This is a genomic window from Mycetocola sp. Y719 (assembly GCF_056713205.1).
Genome location: NZ_JBWYGY010000002.1, coordinates 250,719 through 268,980 on the forward strand (window position 1 = coordinate 250,719; position 18,262 = coordinate 268,980).

Sequence of the window (18,262 nt, forward strand, 5' to 3'; positions counted from 1 at the left end):
CTTATCGACGTCCCTTGACGATCTTTTCCTGGTTGACATCCTCGGCCGGAAGCTCGGTGAACTGCTCTGAGCCCGGTCCGTTGAGGGGCTTGCCCTCGCCGGTCTGGAACTCCAGCTTGAACTTGTCGACAGCAGCATCGAGCTCGGAGACGGTGTCGTCGTCGAGCACGTTGGTGTCGCGCAGCTTCGTCAGCACCTGGGTGTTGCGGGCGAGGTAGTCGTGCAGTTCGCTCTCGAACCGCAGGATGTCCTCGACCGGAACCTCATCGAGCTTGCCCTTCGTACCGGCCCAGATCGAGACGACCTGGTTCTCCACGGGGAACGGCGAGTACTGCGGCTGGCGCAGCAGCTCCGTCAACCGAGCGCCGCGAGCGAGCTGGCGGCGGCTGGCCGGGTCGAGGTCGGACGCGAACATTGCGAACGCCTCAAGCGAGCGGTACTGGGCGAGCTCCAGCTTCAGGGTTCCTGAAACCTTCTTGATGCTCTTCACCTGGGCGTCACCACCGACTCGCGAGACCGAGATACCCACGTCGACTGCCGGACGCTGGTTGGCGTTGAACAGGTCGGACTGCAGGAAGATCTGGCCGTCGGTGATCGAGATCACGTTGGTCGGGATGTAGGCCGAGACGTCGTTCGCCTTCGTCTCGATGAGCGGAAGACCGGTCATCGATCCGGCACCGAGCTCGTCGGACAGCTTGGCGCAACGCTCGAGCAGGCGGGAGTGCAGGTAGAACACGTCACCCGGGTATGCCTCGCGTCCCGGCGGACGACGGAGGAGGAGCGAAACGGCGCGGTAGGCCTCAGCCTGCTTGGACAGGTCGTCGAAGACGATGAGGACGTGCTTGCCGCCGTACATCCAGTGCTGGCCGATGGCCGAGCCCGTGTACGGTGCGAGGTACTTGAAGCCGGCAGGGTCGGACGCAGGAGCGGCGACGATGGTCGTGTACTCCATGGCGCCGGCCTCTTCGAGCGCGCCCTTCACAGCCGCGATCGTCGAGCCCTTCTGACCGATGGCGACGTAGATGCAGCGGACCTGCTTGTTGACGTCGCCGGAGTCCCAGTTGGCCTTCTGGTTGATGATGGTGTCGATCGCGATCGCCGACTTGCCGGTCTGGCGGTCACCGATGATGAGCTGGCGCTGGCCGCGACCGATCGGGATCATGGCGTCGATGGCCTTGATTCCGGTCTGCATGGGCTCGTGCACGCTCTTACGCTGCATCACGCCAGGAGCCTGGAGCTCCAGGGCGCGGCGGCCTTCTGCCTTGATCTCACCGAGACCGTCGATCGGCGCGCCGAGCGGGTCGACCACGCGGCCGAGGAATGCGTCACCGACCGGGGTCGAGAGCACCTCCCCGGTGCGAGTGACTTCCATGCCCTCGACGATTCCGCCGAACTCACCGAGGACGACGACACCGATCTCGTCTTCCTCGAGGTTCTGGGCGAGGCCCAGGGTGCCGTCGGCGAAGCGGATGAGCTCGTTGGCCATCACGCCTGGCAGTCCCTCAACGTGGGCGATGCCGTCACCGGCGTCGGTGACGTAACCGACCTCGGTGGTGGTCGCCTTACCCGGCTCGTAAGCCGTGACGAAGTCCTTGAGAGCATCCCGGATCTCGTCGGGGCTGATCGTAAGTTCTGCCATCTTCTTCCCTATCTGTGTGGGGACGTGTGTCCCCTACGTTGTACTGGCGTTAGCCAGCAAGCTGAAGTCTGAGTTCGCCGAGGCGCGAGGAGATGCTGCCGTCGATGACGTCGTCGCCGACCTGCACGCGCAGGCCTCCGATGACGGCGGGGTCGACAACCTGGTTGAGCCGGACTGCCCGCCCGTACTGCGCGGCGAGGCCTTTCTCGAGGCGATCGAGCTGGACCGGTCCGAGGGGTGTTGCGCTGGTGACCGTCGCGACGATAAAGCCGTTCTGGTCTGCGACGACGGATGCCGCGTGGCGAAGCAGTTCACCGATGCGACGGCCGCGAGGCTGCAACACCAGGTGCTTGACGATCTCGACGCTTTCGGGTGAACCCTTGCCGTTGAGCAGGCTGTCCACCAGCGCAGCCTTGGCGTCCTGGGCTCCGAGCTTGGAGCCGAGCGCGAGCTCGAGTTCCGCATCGGAGGAGACGACCTGGCCGAATGAGAAGAGCTGAGCCTCGAGGCGGGCATCCGGACCTGCGGAGAGAGCCGCTGCCCGAAGACCGAGTTCCTCGATACCGCCGAGAAGATCGTCGGCGCTTGACCAGCGCGCACCGGCGAGGTCCCGAAGAAGTCCGACGGCCTGGGCACCGAGCCGTGAGCCGAAGACACGGTCGATGACCGCACCCTTGGCCGAACTCTCAGCAGACGGGTCGGCCAGCAGCGAGCGAAGCTGGCCGGAGTCGCCGACGACCCGACCGGCAGCGAAGAGTTCGCTGGCCGTGGTCAGGTCGGTCGTGCCGAGGTCGGACAGAGCCTTCTTCGACGAAGCCAGTGCTTCCCGAGTTGCGCTTCCCATTAGTTTTTTGCCTTCTCCGAAGCTTCGAGGTCGGCGAGGAACCGGTCGACGATGGCCGTGGCCTTCGCGTCGTCCGCGAGAGTCTCACCGATGACGTTGCCTGCGAGGTCGATCGCGAGCGTGCCCACTTCGCTGCGAAGCGAGACGAGTGCTGCCTGACGTTCGGCCTCGATCTGTGCCTGGGCGCTCACGGTGACGCGCTGGGCTTCGATCGTGGCCTGGCTCCGCGCTTCGGCGACAATCTGCTTGCCGTCCTCGCGGGCGGACTCACGGATCTTGCCGGCCTCCTGGCGGGCTTCGGCGAGCTGAGCGGTGTACTGCTCGAGCGCGGCCTCGGCCTGGCGCTGTGCTTCGTCGGCCTTGGCGATGTTGCCCTCAATGGCCGCAGAACGCTCGTCGAGCATGACCTGCATCTTCGGAAGAACGAGCTTCCAGAAGAGCGCCAAGAGGATGACGAAACACACCGCCGACCAGAAGATGTCGTAAAACTCGGGGATCAGAGGGTTCTTGGTAGCGCCCTCTTCAGCCGCCGCAACGAGTGCGTGAAGCATCTTGCCTCCTTACGAGGGGTGAAAGAGGTCTAGGGCTGGAAGATGAAGTAGGTGGCGATACCGATGAAGGCGAGTGCCTCGGTGAAGGCGATACCGATCCACATCAGGACCTGCAGTCGGCCGGCCAGCTCAGGCTGGCGGGCGACACCCTCGATGGTCTTTCCGACGACGATGCCGACGCCGATGGCGGGGCCGATCGCTGCGAGACCGTAACCGACCGTCGCGATGTTTCCGTTGATCTCGGCGAGAACGGTTGTTGCGTCCACGTGATGTTTCCTTCCGTGATGTAAGAGCAGGCGGATGCCGGCTCTTGTTAGTGCTCTTCAGCTACCGCGAGCTGGATGTAAACCGCGGTGAGCAGGGTGAAGACATAAGCCTGGAGCAGTGCGACCAGGATTTCGAACAGGGTGAAAGCGAAGCCGAAGGCGAAGGTGACCGCGCCGAGGGCGATGAACCAGCCACCGAGCGTGAACACGAAGAACTGGGTCGCCGCGAAGAACAGGACGAGCAGGAGGTGGCCGACGACCATGTTCATCAGGAGTCGAAGGGTCAGCGTCACCGGCCGGATGATGAACGTCGAGATGAACTCGATCGGGGTCACGATGATGTAGACAGGCCACGGCACGCCGGCGGGGAAGAGGGAGTTCTTGAAGAACTTGCCCGGGCTCTTCTTGATACCGGCGTAGATGAAGGTCACGTATGAGATCAACGCGAGCACGAGCGGCACACCGATGACAGACGTTCCCGCGATGTTGAGGCCGGGGATGATGCCCGTGATGTTCATGGTGAAGATCATGAAGAACATCGTGGTGAGGATCGGCAGGAACCGCTTTCCGTCGACCTTGCCGAGGAGGTCCTCGGCGATGTTGACGCGTACGAAGTCGAGGGCCATCTCGATGAGGCTCTGGAATTTGCCCGGAACGACCCTCATGTTGCGGGTGCCGAGCCAGAACACGATGACCAGGGCGATGACCGCCAGGAGGCGGATCAGCATGATCCGGTTGACGTCGAATCCGGTGCCCTCGAACAGAATGATGTCCGGGAAGAATTCGTTGATCGACGGCCCGTGGAAGGTCCCGTCGTCGGTTGAGGTCTGAACCAGTAAGTTCACAGCGTTAGCTAACAGCGCGCTCTCCTGTTTCGGGCGTGAAGCGAAGCTCTCGCGACGACGAACGGTGGGAAGTGCCCGACGCACATACTTCTTGCGACATGTTCGGGCGGGGAATCTCCGATAACACTATCAAATGATGGCCGACCGGACGAATCCAGACCCAAGTTAATTGGAGGGCTTGCCATCCCCGGGAAGGGTCACGTCACTGGCATACGGCATGCGTGACTTCGACACGATGATGACGTCGACGACGAGGGACACGATGACCCCAGCGATGACGCTGAGGAACAGCACTGTGGTGTTGATCCATGGCTGTTCCCTGAGTACAACGGCCAGCACGAGGAAGAGCACGAACTTGACCAGCCAGCCACCCATGACGACGCCGAAGAAGATCGGGACGAACAGGTCGGTGCCGAACCAGCGGTTGGCGAACAGGATGCTCGCGGCGGTGATCCCGAGGAACACGACGGCCATTGCGGTGCCGATCAGTGCGCTGACAAGCCCTCGGTTGCCGTCGACCAGGTAGCCGAGCGTGCCCCCGATCACAGCCAGGGCGAGCGACAGGAGGCCGCCCCACTTGAGGCTGGCTCGGAAGATGGCTGCAGACTTCATCTGGGGTCCTTGTTCGTTACGGGGAGCGGGTCGGGTACTGGGGCGTCAGGGTCCCGTTCGTCCGAGGCCTCGTCGAGAGGGTCGTACACCGCGAGCGAATCTGCGGTCCCTGAGCCCTCTGGCGCGGTCTGGGCGGTGACCTCGGCTGCCTTCCGGCGGCCGAGCGGGGCGAGAGTGACGATCGTGCACGCCACGACGCCGACGAGGAGGAACCCGAGCGCGATCCAATAGGGCTGGAACACGAAGAACATCAGGCAGGACAGCGCGATGACGGTCGTCCACGCGTAGAAGATGAGCACGGCGTGCAGGTGGGAGTGTCCCATGTCGAGCAGGCGGTGGTGCAGGTGCATCCGATCGGCACTGAACGGGGATTTCCCGGCACGCAGCCGGCGGAAGACGGCCAGTGCGAAGTCGAGCAACGGAACGATGAGGATCGCGAATGGCAGGATGATCGGGATGAACGCACCGAGCAGCTCGCTGCGGCCGACTCCCCCGCCGCCGGTCGGGTCCGCATTGAGCGCAGACGGATCTATCTGGCCGGTGATCGCGACAGCAGACGTGGCCATCAGAAGCCCGACCAGGAGCGCCCCGGCGTCGCCCATGAACATCTTGGCCGGGTGCCAGTTGAGCGGCAGGAAACCGGCGCACGCGCCCACAAGCACCGCGGAGATGAGCAGGGAGAGGTTGAAGTAGGTCGACTGGCCGAGGTCGCGCACGAGCAGGTAGCCGTAGACGAGGAAGACGCCGTTGGCGATCAGTCCGACACCGGCGACGAGGCCGTCGAGTCCGTCGATGAAGTTCACCGCGTTCATGACGAGGACGATGGCAAAAACCGCCAGAGCCGCCGACATCCACGATGACCCGACCGTGAGGCCGCCGATCGGCAGCGAGTAGATCTGCACGCCGAGCCAGGCGATGAGACCAGCGGCCATGAACTGCCCGGCGAGCTTGATCATCCAGTCCAGGTCCCAGATGTCGTCGGCGATGCCGATGACGACGATGAGGAGCGAGGCGCCGAGGATGGCGAGGATCGATCCGGGCGGGTTGAACGTCTGCTCGAAGAACGGGGTGACCCTCGAGATCAGATAGGCGAGTCCGAACGCGGCGACGACCCCGCCGAACATCGCCACACCGCCGAGGCGGGGCGTCGGTCGGGTGTGGACATCCCGTTCGCGGATCTTCGGGTAGAGCTTGTACCGGAGCGCCAGCTTGTAGACGACGATGGACAGCAGGAAGGTGATCAGTGCCGTGGCCGCCGCGATGAGGGCATAGAGGATCATGCCGTCGACGCACCGTCCTCAGCCGGCGGGTCTTCGAGCAGGTCGCCGAGGATCTCGTGGAGCTGCTCGCGGCTGATGGCGCCTTCGCGGAGGATGGTCACCTTGCCGTCCGGAGCGACGAGAGCGGTGGCATCCACGATCGTCGACGCGGTGGACTGGCTCTGACCGCCGTCGAGGTAGGTGTCGACCGAATCGCCGAGCATGTCGAGGGCTTCTGCTGCCGTGGTCGCCGCGGGCTTGCCGGTGAGGTTGGCACTCGACACCGCGAGCGGTCCGGTCTCCTCGAGCAGCTCGAGTGCGATGCGGTTGTCTGGCATCCGGACGGCGACCGTGCCGTCGGTGTCGCCGAGGTCCCAGGCCAGCGAGGGCTGGGCGGGCAGCACGATGGTGAGGCCACCCGGCCAGAACGCGTCGACGAGTTTCCGTACGGCGTCGGGGACCTCGGCCGCGAGGGCCTCGAGCGTTGCGATGCCGGGCACGAGGACGGGCGGAGGCGACTGGCGCGTGCGACCCTTCGCGTCGAGCAGCCTCTGGACGGCCTGCGGCGAGAATGCGTCCGCAGCGACGCCGTAGACGGTGTCGGTGGGTATGACGACGAGTTCGCCCCTGCGGACGGCGGCGCGCGCGAGACGCATACCGGTGAGGAGGTCGGAATCCTGGGAGCAGTCGAAGAGGCGAGACATCCCGCCGATTCTATCCCGGGGCCGGTGGGAGGATGCCGCAAACGGGCGGTCGGAGACCGTATCGATACCGACCGCCGCCCGTCGTCATCGTGCACCCTTGCGGCGGAACAGCCAGGTCCCCCATCCGATCGCGATCCCCAGGATGAGGAGGCACCAGCCGACAGCGAGGAGGGCGCTGTCTCCCATCGGCGTCCCCATCAGCAGGCTGCGGATCGTCTCGATGATCGGAGTGATGGGCTGATGCTCGGCCAGCGGGCCGAGCCAGGCCGGAAGGGTGTCGACCTCGACGAACGCGCTCGACAGGTACGGCAGGAACAGCAGGATGAAGCCGTACCCGTTCGCCGCCTCCGGACTGGACGCAGCGAGTCCGATGGCCGCGAAGAGCCAGGTGATCGCGAGGATGTACAACGACACGATCGCGATCGCACCCACCCACTCCAGGAACCCGCCCGTCGGCCGGAAGCCGACGGCGAGTGCGACGCCGACGACGACGGCAGTCGCGACCAGGTTGCGGATGAGGCTCGCGACGACGTGGCCGGTGAGCACGGCTGTGGCTGGGATCGGGAGGGTGCGGAAACGGTCGATGATGCCGGTCGTCATGTCCGTCGCGACGTCGACGGCGGTCGATGAGGCGCCGAAACCGGCGCAGAGGAGGATGATGCCGGGGACGACGTAGTTGACGTAGTCGCCCGAGGGATCAATCGACCCTCCGAAGACGAACGTGAACATGAACATGAGCAGCACGGGGAGCAGGATCGCCATGAGCAGCGCGTCGACGTTGCGGATCGACCGCCTGAGGCTCCTGTCGATGAACGTGATCTCACTGACGCCCCAGGAGACCCGGCGTGACGCCGTGACCGCGGTCATGACCGCACCCGGGCAGCCTGGGCGATTCCATCCCGATCGGTGAGCTGGAGAAAGACGTCGTCGAGGCTCGGCGATCGGAGTCCGATCGTGCACCCTGGGCCGGCGTCGACATCGAGTTGATCGATGGCGGCGCGGAGTCCGTCCGCTGAACCATCGGTGGGCACTGACCGAAGAACGACGTCGTCGGGCGAACGCAGTTCGACGACCTCTCCCCCGACCCGCGCCTTGAGCTCGGCCGGCGACCCGTCGGCGACGATCCGCCCGGTCGAGAGGAGGGCGATGTGGTCGGCCAGCTCGTCGGCTTCCTCGAGGTACTGGGTCGTGAGGAAGACGGTTGTTCCTGCGGTCCGCAGGTCCCGGATCAGCGACCACAGTTCACGACGGCTCCTGGTGTCGAGGCCAGTCGTGGGTTCGTCGAGGAACAGCACAGCGGGCATCCCGATCAGGCTGAGGGCCAGGTCGAGCCGCCTGCGCATGCCTCCCGAGTAGGTCTTCACCGGTTTGCGCCCTGCGGTCTGGAGGCCGAAGGTGTCGAGGAGTTCTGCGGACCTGTGCGCGGACTCCCTGCGGGAGAGACCCCACAGCCTGGACATCATCCGCAGATTCTCATCGCCCGTCAGGACCTCGTCGACGGCGACGGACTGGCCGGTCAGGCTGATCGCCCGCTTGACCGCCGTCTTCGCACCGACGACGTCGTGACCGGCGACGGTGGCGGATCCCGAGTCCGGGGCCACGAGGGTGGCCAGGATGTTGATCATCGTCGTCTTTCCGGCACCATTCGGGCCGAGGAGGGCGAAGATGGTGCCCTCTGGGACGGCGAGGTCGATGGCGTCGAGGACGTGAAGTGAGCCGAAGGACTTGCTCACCCCCTGCATCTCGATGGCGGTCTTCATGGGAAAAATCCTTCCGTCTCGCCGGTCTGCGGCGTAAACTGTTTATGGCACATACGTTACTGTTTAACATATACACAGTCCTAGGATGGTCGTCAAGCCCGATCAGAATGGAAGCCGATGGACATCGAGGACGACGGACCCGAACTGCCGCGCGGCATCGCCCTGGCCTGGGGTGTCGCCACCAATCCCCAGCGCGGGCCCAAGCGTGAGTTGAGCATCGAGGGGATCGTCGACGCGGCCATCGAGATTGCCGACGCCGGGGGCCTCGCATCCGTATCGATGTCGAGCGTCGCTGCGAAGCTGGGTTTCACGACGATGTCTCTCTACCGATACGTGAGCGCCAAGGACGATCTGATCCTCCTGATGCAGGAGCACGGGACCGGGGTTCCCTCTGCCGCCGATGATGCACCTGAGGGCTGGAGGGAGGCCATGTCTGCCTGGCATGCGCACGCGATAGCGACCTACGCCGCCCACCCGTGGCTCCTCGACATCCCGATCACCGGCATCCCGATGACGCCCAACAACCTCTCGTGGATGGACGCCGCCCTCGAGTCGCTCGCGGACACGCCGCTGTCGGAGCACCAAAGACTTGCGGCCGCTCTCGCCGTCACCGGTCACTCCCGCTGGCAGGCGAGCATCGAGCGCGGCTACGTGGAGGCGAGCGTCAAGGCGGGCATCGCGTCGGAGGAGTTCGACCGCCTCGAGGAACGCATTCTCGCCTCACTGGCCACCCCCGACCGATTCCCGGCCGTGCATCGGGCACTCGCAGCAGGGGCGATGGGGCCTGAGAGCGGTGAGGACCCGTTCCGGTTCGGGCTGCAGGCGATTCTCGACGGGATCGAGGCCGTGATGGCCGAGCCAGGAGCAGACGCCGTTCCTCGCAGCGAGCACTCCATGGCCGACGATCACTTCCCGAAGGACAGGGCCGTCCGCGAAGCGGCGCGGCTGAGGCACGATGCCGAGGTGAAACTTCGCGAAGCGCGCAGGCGTGAGCGCGAAGCTATCGCGAAAGCCAGGGAACGCGGAGCGAAGGCCGCAGAGCGCGGGTAGCGGGCTTTGCTGTTAGCTCCGAACGGCTGTCGTCGTGCGGTCGCGCTGAGTCAGGTCCCTGAAGGTCGCGGCGGCGCGCCAGCCGTCGGCCGTGAGGATGTCACGGATCGCCTGACCCTGCAGCTCTCCGTGTTCGATGACGAGGGTGCCACCCGGGCGGAGGAGCCTCGCGGCCGTTCCGGACAGCTGGCGGACGACGTCGAGTCCGTCCTCTCCCCCGTAGAGCGCTGCGGCCGGGTCGTAGAAGCGCACCTCCGGGTCGCGAGGAATCGCGGCATCAGGCACGTACGGCGGGTTCGAGATGACGACGGATGCCTTCCCGTCCAGCTCAGGAAACGCCCCGGCCAGGTCCTCGAACACGAGTGTCGCGTTCGCTGCTGCCGTCTCGGTGAAGTTCTGCCGGGCCCACAAGAACGCCTCGACCGAGTTCTCGGCCGCGTAGATGAGGGCATTCGGGACCTCTGTGGCCATCGCGAGGGCGATGGCGCCCGAACCGGTGCCGAGGTCGATGCCGATCGGCTCCGGGTCCGGCATCGATCTGAGTGCGTCGATCGCGAACTGAACGACCTGCTCGGTCTCCGGCCTGGGTACGAAAACGCCCGGCCCGACGGCAAGATCGAGGGAGCGGAAAGCGGCACGGCCGAGGATGTGCTGGAGCGGCTCTCGCTGGGCGCGCCGGTCGGTGAGGAGTGCGATCGTGGCCGCGTCCTGTTCGGAAACCGGGCGTCCTGTGAGTCCTGCCGCCTGCACCTCACCCCTGCCGAGGCCGAGGACGTGGCCGACGAGAAGTTCGGCGTCGACGTCCGGGCTCGGGACGCCGGCCCTCGCCAGCACCTCGCCGGTGTGGCTCACAAGGGCGCCGACTGTCGCGGTCATCGCGGTCATGGAGTGGCCTGCCTGTCTGGGGAGAGCGGGAGGGAGACACCGCCGGGAATCGAGCCTACCCGCAGCCGAATCCCGTGACATCCGGAATGTGCGAGGAGACATCCCGGTTGGAGCGGGAATAAGCTGTTACCCCGACGACTGCGCCAGACGCAGACCATAACCCAAGGAGCATATACGTGGCTGGAAAGATCTACGCCAATATCACCGAGGCGTTCGGCAACACCCCACTGGTCCAGCTGAACCGGGTGACCGATGGCGCAGGAGCCACGGTGCTCGCGAAACTGGAGTACTACAACCCCGGTTCGAGCGTGAAGGACCGCCTCGGCGTCGCCATCGTCGACGCCGCGGAGGCCGCAGGCGCGCTGAAGCCGGGCGGGACGATCGTCGAAGGAACGAGTGGTAACACGGGCATCGCCCTCGCCCTCGTCGGAGCCGCGCGCGGCTACAAGGTCATCCTCACGATGCCGGCATCCATGAGCTCCGAGCGGCGCGTTCTTCTGCGTGCATTCGGCGCCGAACTGGTGCTCACCGAGCCCGGGCTCGGCATGAAGGGCGCTGTCGCCCGGGCAGAAGAGATCGTCGAAGCCACTCCTGGCGCCATCCTCGCGAAGCAGTTCGCGAACGAGGCGAACGCCGAGATCCACCGCAAGACCACCGCTGAGGAGATCTGGCGCGACACCGACGGTGACATCGACATCTTCGTCGCCGGCGTCGGCACTGGCGGAACGATCACGGGTGTCGGGCAGGTTCTCAAGCAGCGCAAGCCCGAAGTGACCGTCGTCGCCGTCGAACCGATCGACTCCCCCATCCTCAACGGCGGCGCGCCTGGCCCGCACAAGATCCAGGGCATCGGGGCGAACTTCATCCCCGAGATCCTCGACACCACCGTGTACGACGAGGTCATCGACGTCACCTTCGAGAACTCGATCAAGGTCGCCAAGCGACTCGCGGCCGAGGAGGGCATCCTCGCCGGGATCTCGTCCGGCGCGATCATCTGGGCTGCCACGGAGCTGGCGAAGCGCCCCGAGAACGCGGGCAAGCGAATCGTCGCGATCGTCTGCGACACCGGAGAGCGGTACATCTCGACGCCCCTCTGGTCAGATCTCGCCGACTAAGACATGTCGGCTCTCTCCCGAATCCGGGAAGACATCACCGCCGCGCGCGTGCACGATCCTGCCGCGCGCGGTTCGGTGGAGATCTTCATCACCTACTCCGGCCTGCACGCCATCTGGGCGTACCGGCTGACCCATCGCCTCTGGACGACAGGCGCCCGGATGCCTGCGCGTCTGCTGTCGCAGTTCACCCGTTTCCTCACCGGCGTCGAGATCCACCCGGGTGCCGTCATCGGCCGGCGGTTCTTCATCGACCACGGCATGGGTGTCGTCATCGGCGAGACGGCGGAGATCGGCGACGACGTGATGCTGTACCACAGCGTCACGCTCGGCGGGAAGTCACGGGGCAGGGAGAAGCGGCATCCGACGCTGGGGAACGGCGTGCAAGTGGGAGCTGGGGCGAAGATCATCGGCCCGATCACTGTCGGTGCAGGAAGCATCGTCGGCGCGAACGCCGTTGTCACCAAGGATGCGCCGCCGCTGTCGCTGCTGGTCGGGATTCCCGCCATCGCGCGGCCGCGTGAGCCTGGCAAGACCTACGGGCTCACCGACCCGGAGTACCACATCTGACCTGTTGGCGAAGCGGGGTGGGCGTCGGGTTCGGCGCGGACAGGGTCATCCGTCGCGAATGCCGGGAAACCGGCGTCAAAACCGGCACATACGACGGATGTAGGGATGCCGTCGTCGAAGCCGCCACCCGGCATCCGTTTCGGCGTTCATTGGTCGCGTACGGCGGGTAAGCCCGCGCCTTAACGACCGTTTGCGACCAACGAAGCGGTGCGGTCACGCGACGGATGAACCAGAAAGCCGGCCACCCCGAGGGCGACCGGCTTTCGTGCGTCAGAGTGCGACCTAGCCCTGGTCGCCGATGTCGGCGAGACGCGCCTCTTCGTCGGCACGGATGGCCGATTCGATCAGCGGATCGAGCGCTCCGTTGATCACGGCGTCGAGGTTGTACGCCTTGTAGCCGGTGCGGTGATCGGCGATCCGGTTCTCGGGGAAGTTGTACGTGCGGATGCGCTCCGACCGGTCCATCGTGCGGATCTGTGTCTTGCGCTTGGCGCTGTCGAGCTCCGCCTGCTCCTCCTGCTTGCGGGCGAGGATGCGGGCGCGAAGCACACGCATGCCGGCTTCCCGGTTCTGCAGTTGGCTCTTCTCGTTCTGCATCGCCACGACGATCCCCGTGGGGAGGTGGGTGATGCGCACCGCGGAGTCCGTCGTGTTCACCGACTGGCCGCCGGGGCCGCTGGAGCGGTAGACGTCGATCTTCAGGTCGTTCTGGCTGATCTCGACCTCTTCGGGGGCGTCGACCTCGGGGAAGACGAGCACTCCGGTGGTCGAGGTGTGGATGCGTCCCTGCGACTCGGTCGCCGGCACGCGCTGCACCCGGTGCACGCCACCCTCGTACTTGAGGTGCGCCCAGACGCCCTGCGAGGGATCCGTGGCGTTCGACTTGATGGCGACCTGGACGTCCTTGTAGCCGCCGAGATCGCTCTCGGTCCGCTCGAGGAGTTCCGTCTTCCAGCCCTTGGACTCGGCATAGTGCAGGTACATCCGGAGCAGGTCGGCCGCGAACAGTGCGCTCTCGGCTCCACCCTCGCCACCCTTGATCTCCATGATGACGTCGCGCCCGTCGTCAGGGTCGCGCGGAATCAGCAGACGACGCAGCTTCTCCTGTGCTGTGGCCAATCCTTCTTCGAGGCCGGGGACTTCGGCGGCGAACGCGTCGTCTTCCTTCGCCAGCTCACGGGCAGCAGCGAGGTCGTCCTGCACCTCGAGCCACGCGTTGTGCGCCGCGATGATCTTGGAGAGTTCGGCATAGCGCCTGTTGATCTTCTTCGACCTCGCGGGGTCCGCGTGGACCGCTGGGTCGGCGAGCTGTTCCTGGAGGTCCTTGTGCTCATCGATCAGCACCTGTACCGATTCAAACATTGTCTATCCGTCCTTTGCGATTTTCATCCTGCCACCTGACCAATGAGAAAACCCGCCTGCTCCGGCCGGTCACCCCGATGGGTGCCTGCCGGAGCAAACGGGTTCGTCAGCTCAGCTAGCGGTGGTCGCGCTCGTGGCCGTGGCTGTGACCGGTGCCCGCAACGGGTGCCGGCATCGACTTCTGCATCTGGACGAGGAACTCGACGTTGGACTGGGTCTCCTTGAGCTTGCCCAGGACGACCTCGAGTGCCTGCTGCTGGTCGAGACCGGCGAGGGCACGACGCAGCTTCCAGGTGACCCGGACCTCATCGGCACCGAGCAGCATCTCCTCGCGACGCGTCGACGATGCGTTGACGTCGACGGCGGGGAAGATGCGCTTGTCGGCCAGCTGGCGCGACAGACGGAGCTCGGAGTTACCGGTCCCCTTGAACTCTTCGAAGATGACCTCGTCCATCTTGGACCCGGTCTCGACGAGCGCAGTGGCGAGGATGGTGAGCGAGCCACCGTTCTCGATGTTGCGCGCCGCACCGAAGAAACGCTTCGGCGGGTACAGGGCGGATGCGTCGACACCGCCGGACAGGATGCGTCCGGAGGTCGGCGCTGCCAGGTTGTATGCGCGGCCCAGGCGGGTGATCGAGTCGAGCAGCACGACGACGTCGTGTCCGAGCTCGACCAGGCGCTTGGCGCGCTCGATGGCGAGTTCGGCGACCGTGGTGTGGTCCTCTGCCGGACGGTCGAAGGTGGAGGCGATGACCTCACCCTTCACCGTGCGCTGCATGTCGGTGACTTCTTCAGGACGCTCGTCGACGAGAACGACCATGAGGTGGACCTCAGGGTTGTTGATCGAGATGGCGTTGGCGATCTGCTGAAGGACGATCGTCTTGCCGGCCTTGGGCGGCGCGACGATGAGGCCGCGCTGGCCCTTGCCGATCGGGGCGATCAGGTCGATGATGCGCTGCGTGAGCTTGCCCGGCTCCGTCTCGAGACGCAGGCGGTCCTGCGGGTAGAGCGGGGTGAGCTTGCCGAACTCCACGCGAGCGGCTGCTTCGTCGACGGTCTGGCCGTTGACGGAGTCGACCTTGACGATGGCGTTGTACTTCTGGCGTGCGTTGGTGTCGTTCTCACGCGGCTGGCGGATCGCTCCGACCACGGCGTCGCCCTTGCGCAGGTTGTACTTCTTGACCTGCCCGAGCGAGACGTAGACGTCGTTCGAGCCCGGCAGGTAGCCGGAGGTACGCACGAAGGCGTAGTTGTCGAGGACGTCGAGGATGCCGGCGACGGGCAGAAGCACGTCGTCGTCGGAGATCTCCGGCTCGAAATCGGCGCTGTCCTGGCCTCCGCGGCGCTTGCGGTCGCGGTACCGGTTGCGGCCGTTACGGCCACCCTCGTCCTGCTGGTCGCGCTGCTGGTTGCGGTCGTTGCCTGAACGGTCGCTGTCGCCGCGTTCCGGCTGACGGTCGGGGCGCTCCTGGCGATCGGGCTGACGGTCGGTCTGGCGGTCGTTGTTACGGCGCTCGTTCTGGCCGCGCTCGTTCTGTCCACGCTCGTTCTGGCCGCGCTCGTTCTGGCCGCGGTCGTTCTGAGCGGCCTTCTCGTCGGATGCCTGCGCCTGGTCGGCGTTGGAGTTGCGGTTGCGGTTGCGGCCACGGCCACGGCCCTGACGGGGCTCCTGGGAGGAGTCGTCGGACTCGCCGGCGTCGACGGTCTCGGCTTCTGCCGGTGCCGCCTCGGCCTGGTCGTCTGTGCTTTCCGCACGGTCGGCCTTGGCACCGCGTCCGCGACGGTTGTTCTTCTTCGGCCGCTGCGGGGCTTCATCGGCCACGGCCTGTTCGCCGTCGACGGTCGAGTCGGTCGTAGCGGATGTGTCGGATGTGTCGGCGGCCTGCGCTGGAGCATCCGCGACCGGGGCATCCGGGATCTGGGCTGCGCCGTCGGAGTTGATGTGACCGGCCGCAGCAACCGGGGCTGCTTCCTTGGCGGACTGCGTGGTCGCACGACGCGGCGCACGCTTCCTGACCACGGGAGCCTCGGCCACGGGAGCTTCGACGGCAGGAGCTTCGGCGAGGGGCTGCTCGGCAACGACAGCCGGCGCCTCCACTGGAGTCGCTGCGTCAGCCGGGGCGGAGGCCTCGGCAGGCGCGTCGAACGGCAGTTCCACGTCGAGGGTGCCGGGCAGCGTTGCCCCGTCGACATCGGCTGCGGCCTGAGCCTCAGAAATTTTCTCCACGAGTTCCCCCTTGCGAAGTTTGGATGCGCCCTGAATCCCCCATCGGCTGGCGAGCAGCTGCAGGTCTGAGACCTTGAGGGATGTCAGGTTTGCGCCTGATTCCGTATCGATACGGATGTTGACGTTTGTCACTGAGAGTGGGTTCCTTCCCCCTGAACCGCGGCATGCGCGTCAGGAGAGCTCATCGCGTGTGCAGGAGAGTCCGTCAGATTGACTCGCGCCCTACACGCCGTGTGTACCTCAGAGCACAGATACACAATGCTGTCGGCGATGGCGTTGGGTTTGCAGAAATCACCCGAAGGCCAGATTTGCCTGTTCGGCGTTGCCTGTCGGGATCGGGTCAACTCTACCACTACTGCACGACGCCGCAGCACCGAGCGAACGGGCGCGTCGTGGCCCCAGTTCAGGCGTCTCGCGTCGATGCTGATTACGTCACGACGTGGTCGGGGGTCGCCGTCTCGTTGTCGAGATTGCCATAGCTCGGGCTGCCGGGGTCACGAGATGGTTGCGGGTCGCCGTCTCGTTTTCGAGGTTGCCTTGGTTAGGGCTGCCGCCTTTCGCGTCCCTACTCGTCGCTTCGCGACGAGTAAAGGGACGCGCCCTTCACGTCCACGGCCAGGAACATCGCCTCCCAGGGCGACTCCGACTCCGTTGCGACCAGTTCGGCGGCATCCAGCCTGCGACCGGGGCCGTCGGCGAGGACGAGAATCGACGGACCGGCCCCTGAGACGACGGCCGCATAGCCGCGTGCACGCAGCAGGGCGACGAGCCGGTCGGTCTCAGGCATGGCTGCTGCACGGTAGCTCTGGTGCAGTTTGTCCTCGGTGCCGGCGAACAGGAGTTCGGGGCTCTGGGTGAGCGCAGCGATCAGCAGGGCGGAACGGGACACGTTGAAGACGGCATCCTCGTGCGGCACGCTGACCGGCTGCAGGCTCCTGGCGAGCTTCGTCGACAGGGTGTGCTGCGGAACGAAGATCAGCGGCGCGACGCCGCGATGGACCATGAGCTTCTTGTGCTGCGGGCCGGTCGGTTCGAGCCACGCGATCGTGAGACCGCCGAACAGGGCAGGGGCGACGTTGTCCGGATGCCCCTCCAGCTCGGTGGCGATGCGCAGGAGCGTGTCCGAGTCGATCTCGACGATGCCTTGGAGCAGGCCCTTGGCCGCGACGATGCCCGCCACGACCGCAGCCCCCGACGAACCGAGCCCGCGGCCGTGAGGGATGACGTTGTTCGCGACGAGGTCGACGCCTGGTACCGGCTGGCCCATGGCCTCGAAGGTGTACGCGAGCGAACTGACCACGAGGTTCGACTCATCCGTCGGCACGACGCCTGCGCCGATGCCGCGGACGTCGACGAAGGCCCCCGGCTCGTCCCTCACCGTGACGGTGACCTCGTCGTAGACGCTGAGCGCCAGCCCGAGGGTGTCGAACCCCGGGCCGAGGTTGGCCGAGGTGGCCGGAACGCGGACAGTGACTGACCGGCCCGTCAGGCTCACGCCGTGCCCTTGACCAGCCCGAGAACGCTCGCAACTTCGCTGACGTCGACGGGGACGATGGTCGGGGCGATCTCGCCGCCTTCTGCGTTGCGAAGGGCCCACTGCGGGTCCTTGAGGCCGTGGCCGGTGACGGTGAGCACGACGGTGGACCCGGCGGGAACCTCGCCGGCCTCAGCACGCTCGAGCAGCCCGGCGACGCTGATCGCGGATGCCGGTTCGACGAAGATGCCGACCTCGGCCGAGAGGATGCGCTGGGCGGCGAGGATCATGTCGTCCTCGATCGCTCCGAAATAGCCATTCGTGGCTTCCCTCGCGGTGAGCGCGAGCTCCCATGATGCCGGGTTGCCGATACGGATGGCGCTCGCGACCGTCTCAGGGTTCTTCACGACGCTGCCGGTGACGAGCGGTGCGCTTCCTGCAGCCTGGAACCCGAACATCCGGGGCAGTTTCGTGCTGACGCCGCGCTGCAGTTCTTCGGTGTAGCCGCGGGTGTACGCGGTGTAGTTGCCGGCGTTGCCGACAGGGATGAAGTGGAAGTCCGGTGCATCCTCGAGGACTTCGACGACCTCGAATGCCGCGGTCTTCTGGCCTTCGATCCTGTCGTTGTTGACCGAGTTCACGAGGTGGACCGGGTAGTTCGCGGAGAGCTCACGAGCGATGTCGAGACAGTCGTCGAAGTTGCCCTGCACCTGGATCAGCTGGGCGTTGTGCGCGATGGCCTGCGCCAGCTTGCCCATGGCGATCTTGCCCTCGGGCACGAGGACGGCAGCGGTGATCCCCGCGTGGGTGGCGTACGCGGCGGCGGATGCCGACGTGTTGCCTGTCGACGCGCAGATGACGGCTTTGGCGCCGGCCTCGACGGCCTTCGACACGGCCATGGTCATGCCGCGGTCCTTGAACGAACCCGTCGGGTTCATGCCCTCGTACTTGACCCACACCTTCGCCCCGGTGCGCGCCGAAAGCGCGGCCGCGTAGATGAGCGGTGTTCCGCCCTCACCGAGGCTGATGATCGGTGTCTTGTCCGTCACGTCGAGACGGTCTGCATACTCGTGCAGAACTCCGCGCCACTGCTTGGCCATTT

At 65.9% G+C, this 18,262-nt stretch carries 18 protein-coding genes; 3 read left to right on the plus strand and 15 right to left on the minus strand.

Features of this window, described 5'->3' with window-relative positions; all coding sequences use genetic code 11:
* Nucleotide 1 precedes the first annotated feature (1 nt).
* From atpA to AC1M0F_RS07620, 10 genes are all read right to left on the minus strand, one after another.
* Nucleotides 2-1,639, minus strand: coding sequence for a F0F1 ATP synthase subunit alpha (atpA, locus tag AC1M0F_RS07575; RefSeq protein WP_480237613.1), 1,638 nt, complete (start codon nt 1,637-1,639; stop codon nt 2-4).
* Between the two features lie 49 nt (nt 1,640-1,688).
* Nucleotides 1,689-2,483, minus strand: coding sequence for a F0F1 ATP synthase subunit delta (locus AC1M0F_RS07580; RefSeq protein WP_480237614.1), 795 nt, complete (start codon nt 2,481-2,483; stop codon nt 1,689-1,691).
* Nucleotides 2,483-3,034: a F0F1 ATP synthase subunit B gene (locus AC1M0F_RS07585; RefSeq protein ID WP_480237615.1), complete on the minus strand. Its 552-nt coding sequence runs from the start codon at nt 3,032-3,034 to the stop codon at nt 2,483-2,485. The genes AC1M0F_RS07580 and AC1M0F_RS07585 overlap by 1 nt, the downstream gene beginning before the upstream one ends.
* A 29-nt stretch (nt 3,035-3,063) precedes the next feature.
* The gene (atpE, locus tag AC1M0F_RS07590) at nt 3,064-3,300 is read right to left on the minus strand and encodes an ATP synthase F0 subunit C (protein ID WP_452041330.1); all 237 of its coding nucleotides are present in this window, start codon (nt 3,298-3,300) and stop codon (nt 3,064-3,066) included.
* Between the two features lie 47 nt (nt 3,301-3,347).
* Entirely contained in the window at nt 3,348-4,145 is a 798-nt protein-coding gene (gene atpB, locus AC1M0F_RS07595; protein ID WP_480237616.1) for a F0F1 ATP synthase subunit A, read from the minus strand.
* Between the two features lie 165 nt (nt 4,146-4,310).
* Nucleotides 4,311-4,757, minus strand: a complete 447-nt coding sequence (locus tag AC1M0F_RS07600) for a Cg1360 family ATP-synthase-associated protein (protein WP_480237617.1) — start codon at nt 4,755-4,757, stop codon at nt 4,311-4,313.
* Nucleotides 4,754-6,037 (minus strand): MraY family glycosyltransferase, encoded by a 1,284-nt coding sequence (locus tag AC1M0F_RS07605; RefSeq protein WP_480237618.1) that lies wholly within the window; start codon nt 6,035-6,037, stop codon nt 4,754-4,756. The genes AC1M0F_RS07600 and AC1M0F_RS07605 overlap by 4 nt, the downstream gene beginning before the upstream one ends.
* Nucleotides 6,034-6,720 carry an L-threonylcarbamoyladenylate synthase gene (locus AC1M0F_RS07610; RefSeq protein WP_480237619.1) on the minus strand — a complete coding sequence of 229 codons (687 nt, stop codon included), beginning with the start codon at nt 6,718-6,720 and terminating at the stop codon, nt 6,034-6,036. The genes AC1M0F_RS07605 and AC1M0F_RS07610 overlap by 4 nt, the downstream gene beginning before the upstream one ends.
* 84 nt (nt 6,721-6,804) lie before the next feature.
* Complete coding sequence (locus AC1M0F_RS07615; RefSeq protein ID WP_480237620.1) at nt 6,805-7,587, minus strand: ABC transporter permease; 783 nt, start codon at nt 7,585-7,587, stop codon at nt 6,805-6,807.
* Nucleotides 7,584-8,480 carry an ATP-binding cassette domain-containing protein gene (locus AC1M0F_RS07620; protein WP_480237621.1) on the minus strand — a complete coding sequence of 299 codons (897 nt, stop codon included), beginning with the start codon at nt 8,478-8,480 and terminating at the stop codon, nt 7,584-7,586. Before AC1M0F_RS07620 ends, AC1M0F_RS07615 begins: the two co-directional genes overlap by 4 nt.
* 117 nt (nt 8,481-8,597) lie before the next feature.
* Here AC1M0F_RS07620 and AC1M0F_RS07625 point away from each other — a divergent pair, with 117 nt between their 5' ends.
* On the plus strand, nt 8,598-9,530 hold the full coding sequence (locus AC1M0F_RS07625) for a TetR/AcrR family transcriptional regulator (protein ID WP_480237622.1): 933 nt from the start codon (nt 8,598-8,600) through the stop codon (nt 9,528-9,530).
* 12 nt (nt 9,531-9,542) lie between these two features.
* Here the strand turns inward: AC1M0F_RS07625 and prmC are convergent, their stop codons facing one another.
* Nucleotides 9,543-10,415, minus strand: a complete 873-nt coding sequence (gene prmC, locus AC1M0F_RS07630) for a peptide chain release factor N(5)-glutamine methyltransferase (protein WP_480237623.1) — start codon at nt 10,413-10,415, stop codon at nt 9,543-9,545.
* Between the two features lie 176 nt (nt 10,416-10,591).
* On the opposite strand from prmC, the gene cysK reads away from it, so the two are divergent.
* Entirely contained in the window at nt 10,592-11,530 is a 939-nt protein-coding gene (gene cysK / locus AC1M0F_RS07635; protein WP_480237624.1) for a cysteine synthase A, read from the plus strand.
* A gap of 3 nt (nt 11,531-11,533) precedes the next feature.
* Nucleotides 11,534-12,097, plus strand: a complete 564-nt coding sequence (epsC, locus tag AC1M0F_RS07640; RefSeq protein WP_480237625.1) for a serine O-acetyltransferase EpsC — start codon at nt 11,534-11,536, stop codon at nt 12,095-12,097.
* Nucleotides 12,098-12,379: 282 nt separating this feature from the next.
* Here the strand turns inward: epsC and prfA are convergent, their stop codons facing one another.
* The 4 genes from prfA to thrC all read right to left on the minus strand — a co-directional run bounded on the left by prfA (nt 12,380) and on the right by thrC (nt 18,260).
* Nucleotides 12,380-13,459, minus strand: coding sequence for a peptide chain release factor 1 (prfA, locus tag AC1M0F_RS07645; protein ID WP_480237626.1), 1,080 nt, complete (start codon nt 13,457-13,459; stop codon nt 12,380-12,382).
* 115 nt (nt 13,460-13,574) lie between these two features.
* Nucleotides 13,575-15,818 carry a transcription termination factor Rho gene (rho, locus tag AC1M0F_RS07650; RefSeq protein WP_480237627.1) on the minus strand — a complete coding sequence of 748 codons (2,244 nt, stop codon included), beginning with the start codon at nt 15,816-15,818 and terminating at the stop codon, nt 13,575-13,577.
* A 433-nt stretch (nt 15,819-16,251) separates the two neighbouring features.
* Nucleotides 16,252-17,181 (minus strand): homoserine kinase, encoded by a 930-nt coding sequence (gene thrB / locus AC1M0F_RS07655; RefSeq protein ID WP_480237628.1) that lies wholly within the window; start codon nt 17,179-17,181, stop codon nt 16,252-16,254.
* Nucleotides 17,178-18,260, minus strand: a complete 1,083-nt coding sequence (thrC, locus tag AC1M0F_RS07660; RefSeq protein WP_480237629.1) for a threonine synthase — start codon at nt 18,258-18,260, stop codon at nt 17,178-17,180. The genes thrB and thrC overlap by 4 nt, the downstream gene beginning before the upstream one ends.
* Between the last annotated feature and the right edge of the window lie 2 nt (nt 18,261-18,262).

Bases quoted from the DNA above. Each gene is read 5' to 3' on its own strand.
- atpA (WP_480237613.1), bottom strand. From the start codon at position 1,639: ATGGCAGAACTTACGATCAGCCCCGACGAGATCCGGGATGCTCTCAAG.
- AC1M0F_RS07580 (WP_480237614.1), bottom strand. From the start codon at position 2,483: ATGGGAAGCGCAACTCGGGAAGCACTGGCTTCGTCGAAGAAGGCTCTG.
- AC1M0F_RS07585 (WP_480237615.1), bottom strand. From the start codon at position 3,034: ATGCTTCACGCACTCGTTGCGGCGGCTGAAGAGGGCGCTACCAAGAAC.
- AC1M0F_RS07600 (WP_480237617.1), bottom strand. From the start codon at position 4,757: ATGAAGTCTGCAGCCATCTTCCGAGCCAGCCTCAAGTGGGGCGGCCTC.
- AC1M0F_RS07605 (WP_480237618.1), bottom strand. From the start codon at position 6,037: ATGATCCTCTATGCCCTCATCGCGGCGGCCACGGCACTGATCACCTTC.
- AC1M0F_RS07610 (WP_480237619.1), bottom strand. From the start codon at position 6,720: ATGTCTCGCCTCTTCGACTGCTCCCAGGATTCCGACCTCCTCACCGGT.
- AC1M0F_RS07615 (WP_480237620.1), bottom strand. From the start codon at position 7,587: ATGACCGCGGTCACGGCGTCACGCCGGGTCTCCTGGGGCGTCAGTGAG.
- AC1M0F_RS07620 (WP_480237621.1), bottom strand. From the start codon at position 8,480: ATGAAGACCGCCATCGAGATGCAGGGGGTGAGCAAGTCCTTCGGCTCA.
- AC1M0F_RS07625 (WP_480237622.1), top strand. From the start codon at position 8,598: ATGGACATCGAGGACGACGGACCCGAACTGCCGCGCGGCATCGCCCTG.
- prmC (WP_480237623.1), bottom strand. From the start codon at position 10,415: ATGACCGCGATGACCGCGACAGTCGGCGCCCTTGTGAGCCACACCGGC.
- epsC (WP_480237625.1), top strand. From the start codon at position 11,534: ATGTCGGCTCTCTCCCGAATCCGGGAAGACATCACCGCCGCGCGCGTG.
- prfA (WP_480237626.1), bottom strand. From the start codon at position 13,459: ATGTTTGAATCGGTACAGGTGCTGATCGATGAGCACAAGGACCTCCAG.
- thrC (WP_480237629.1), bottom strand. From the start codon at position 18,260: ATGGCCAAGCAGTGGCGCGGAGTTCTGCACGAGTATGCAGACCGTCTC.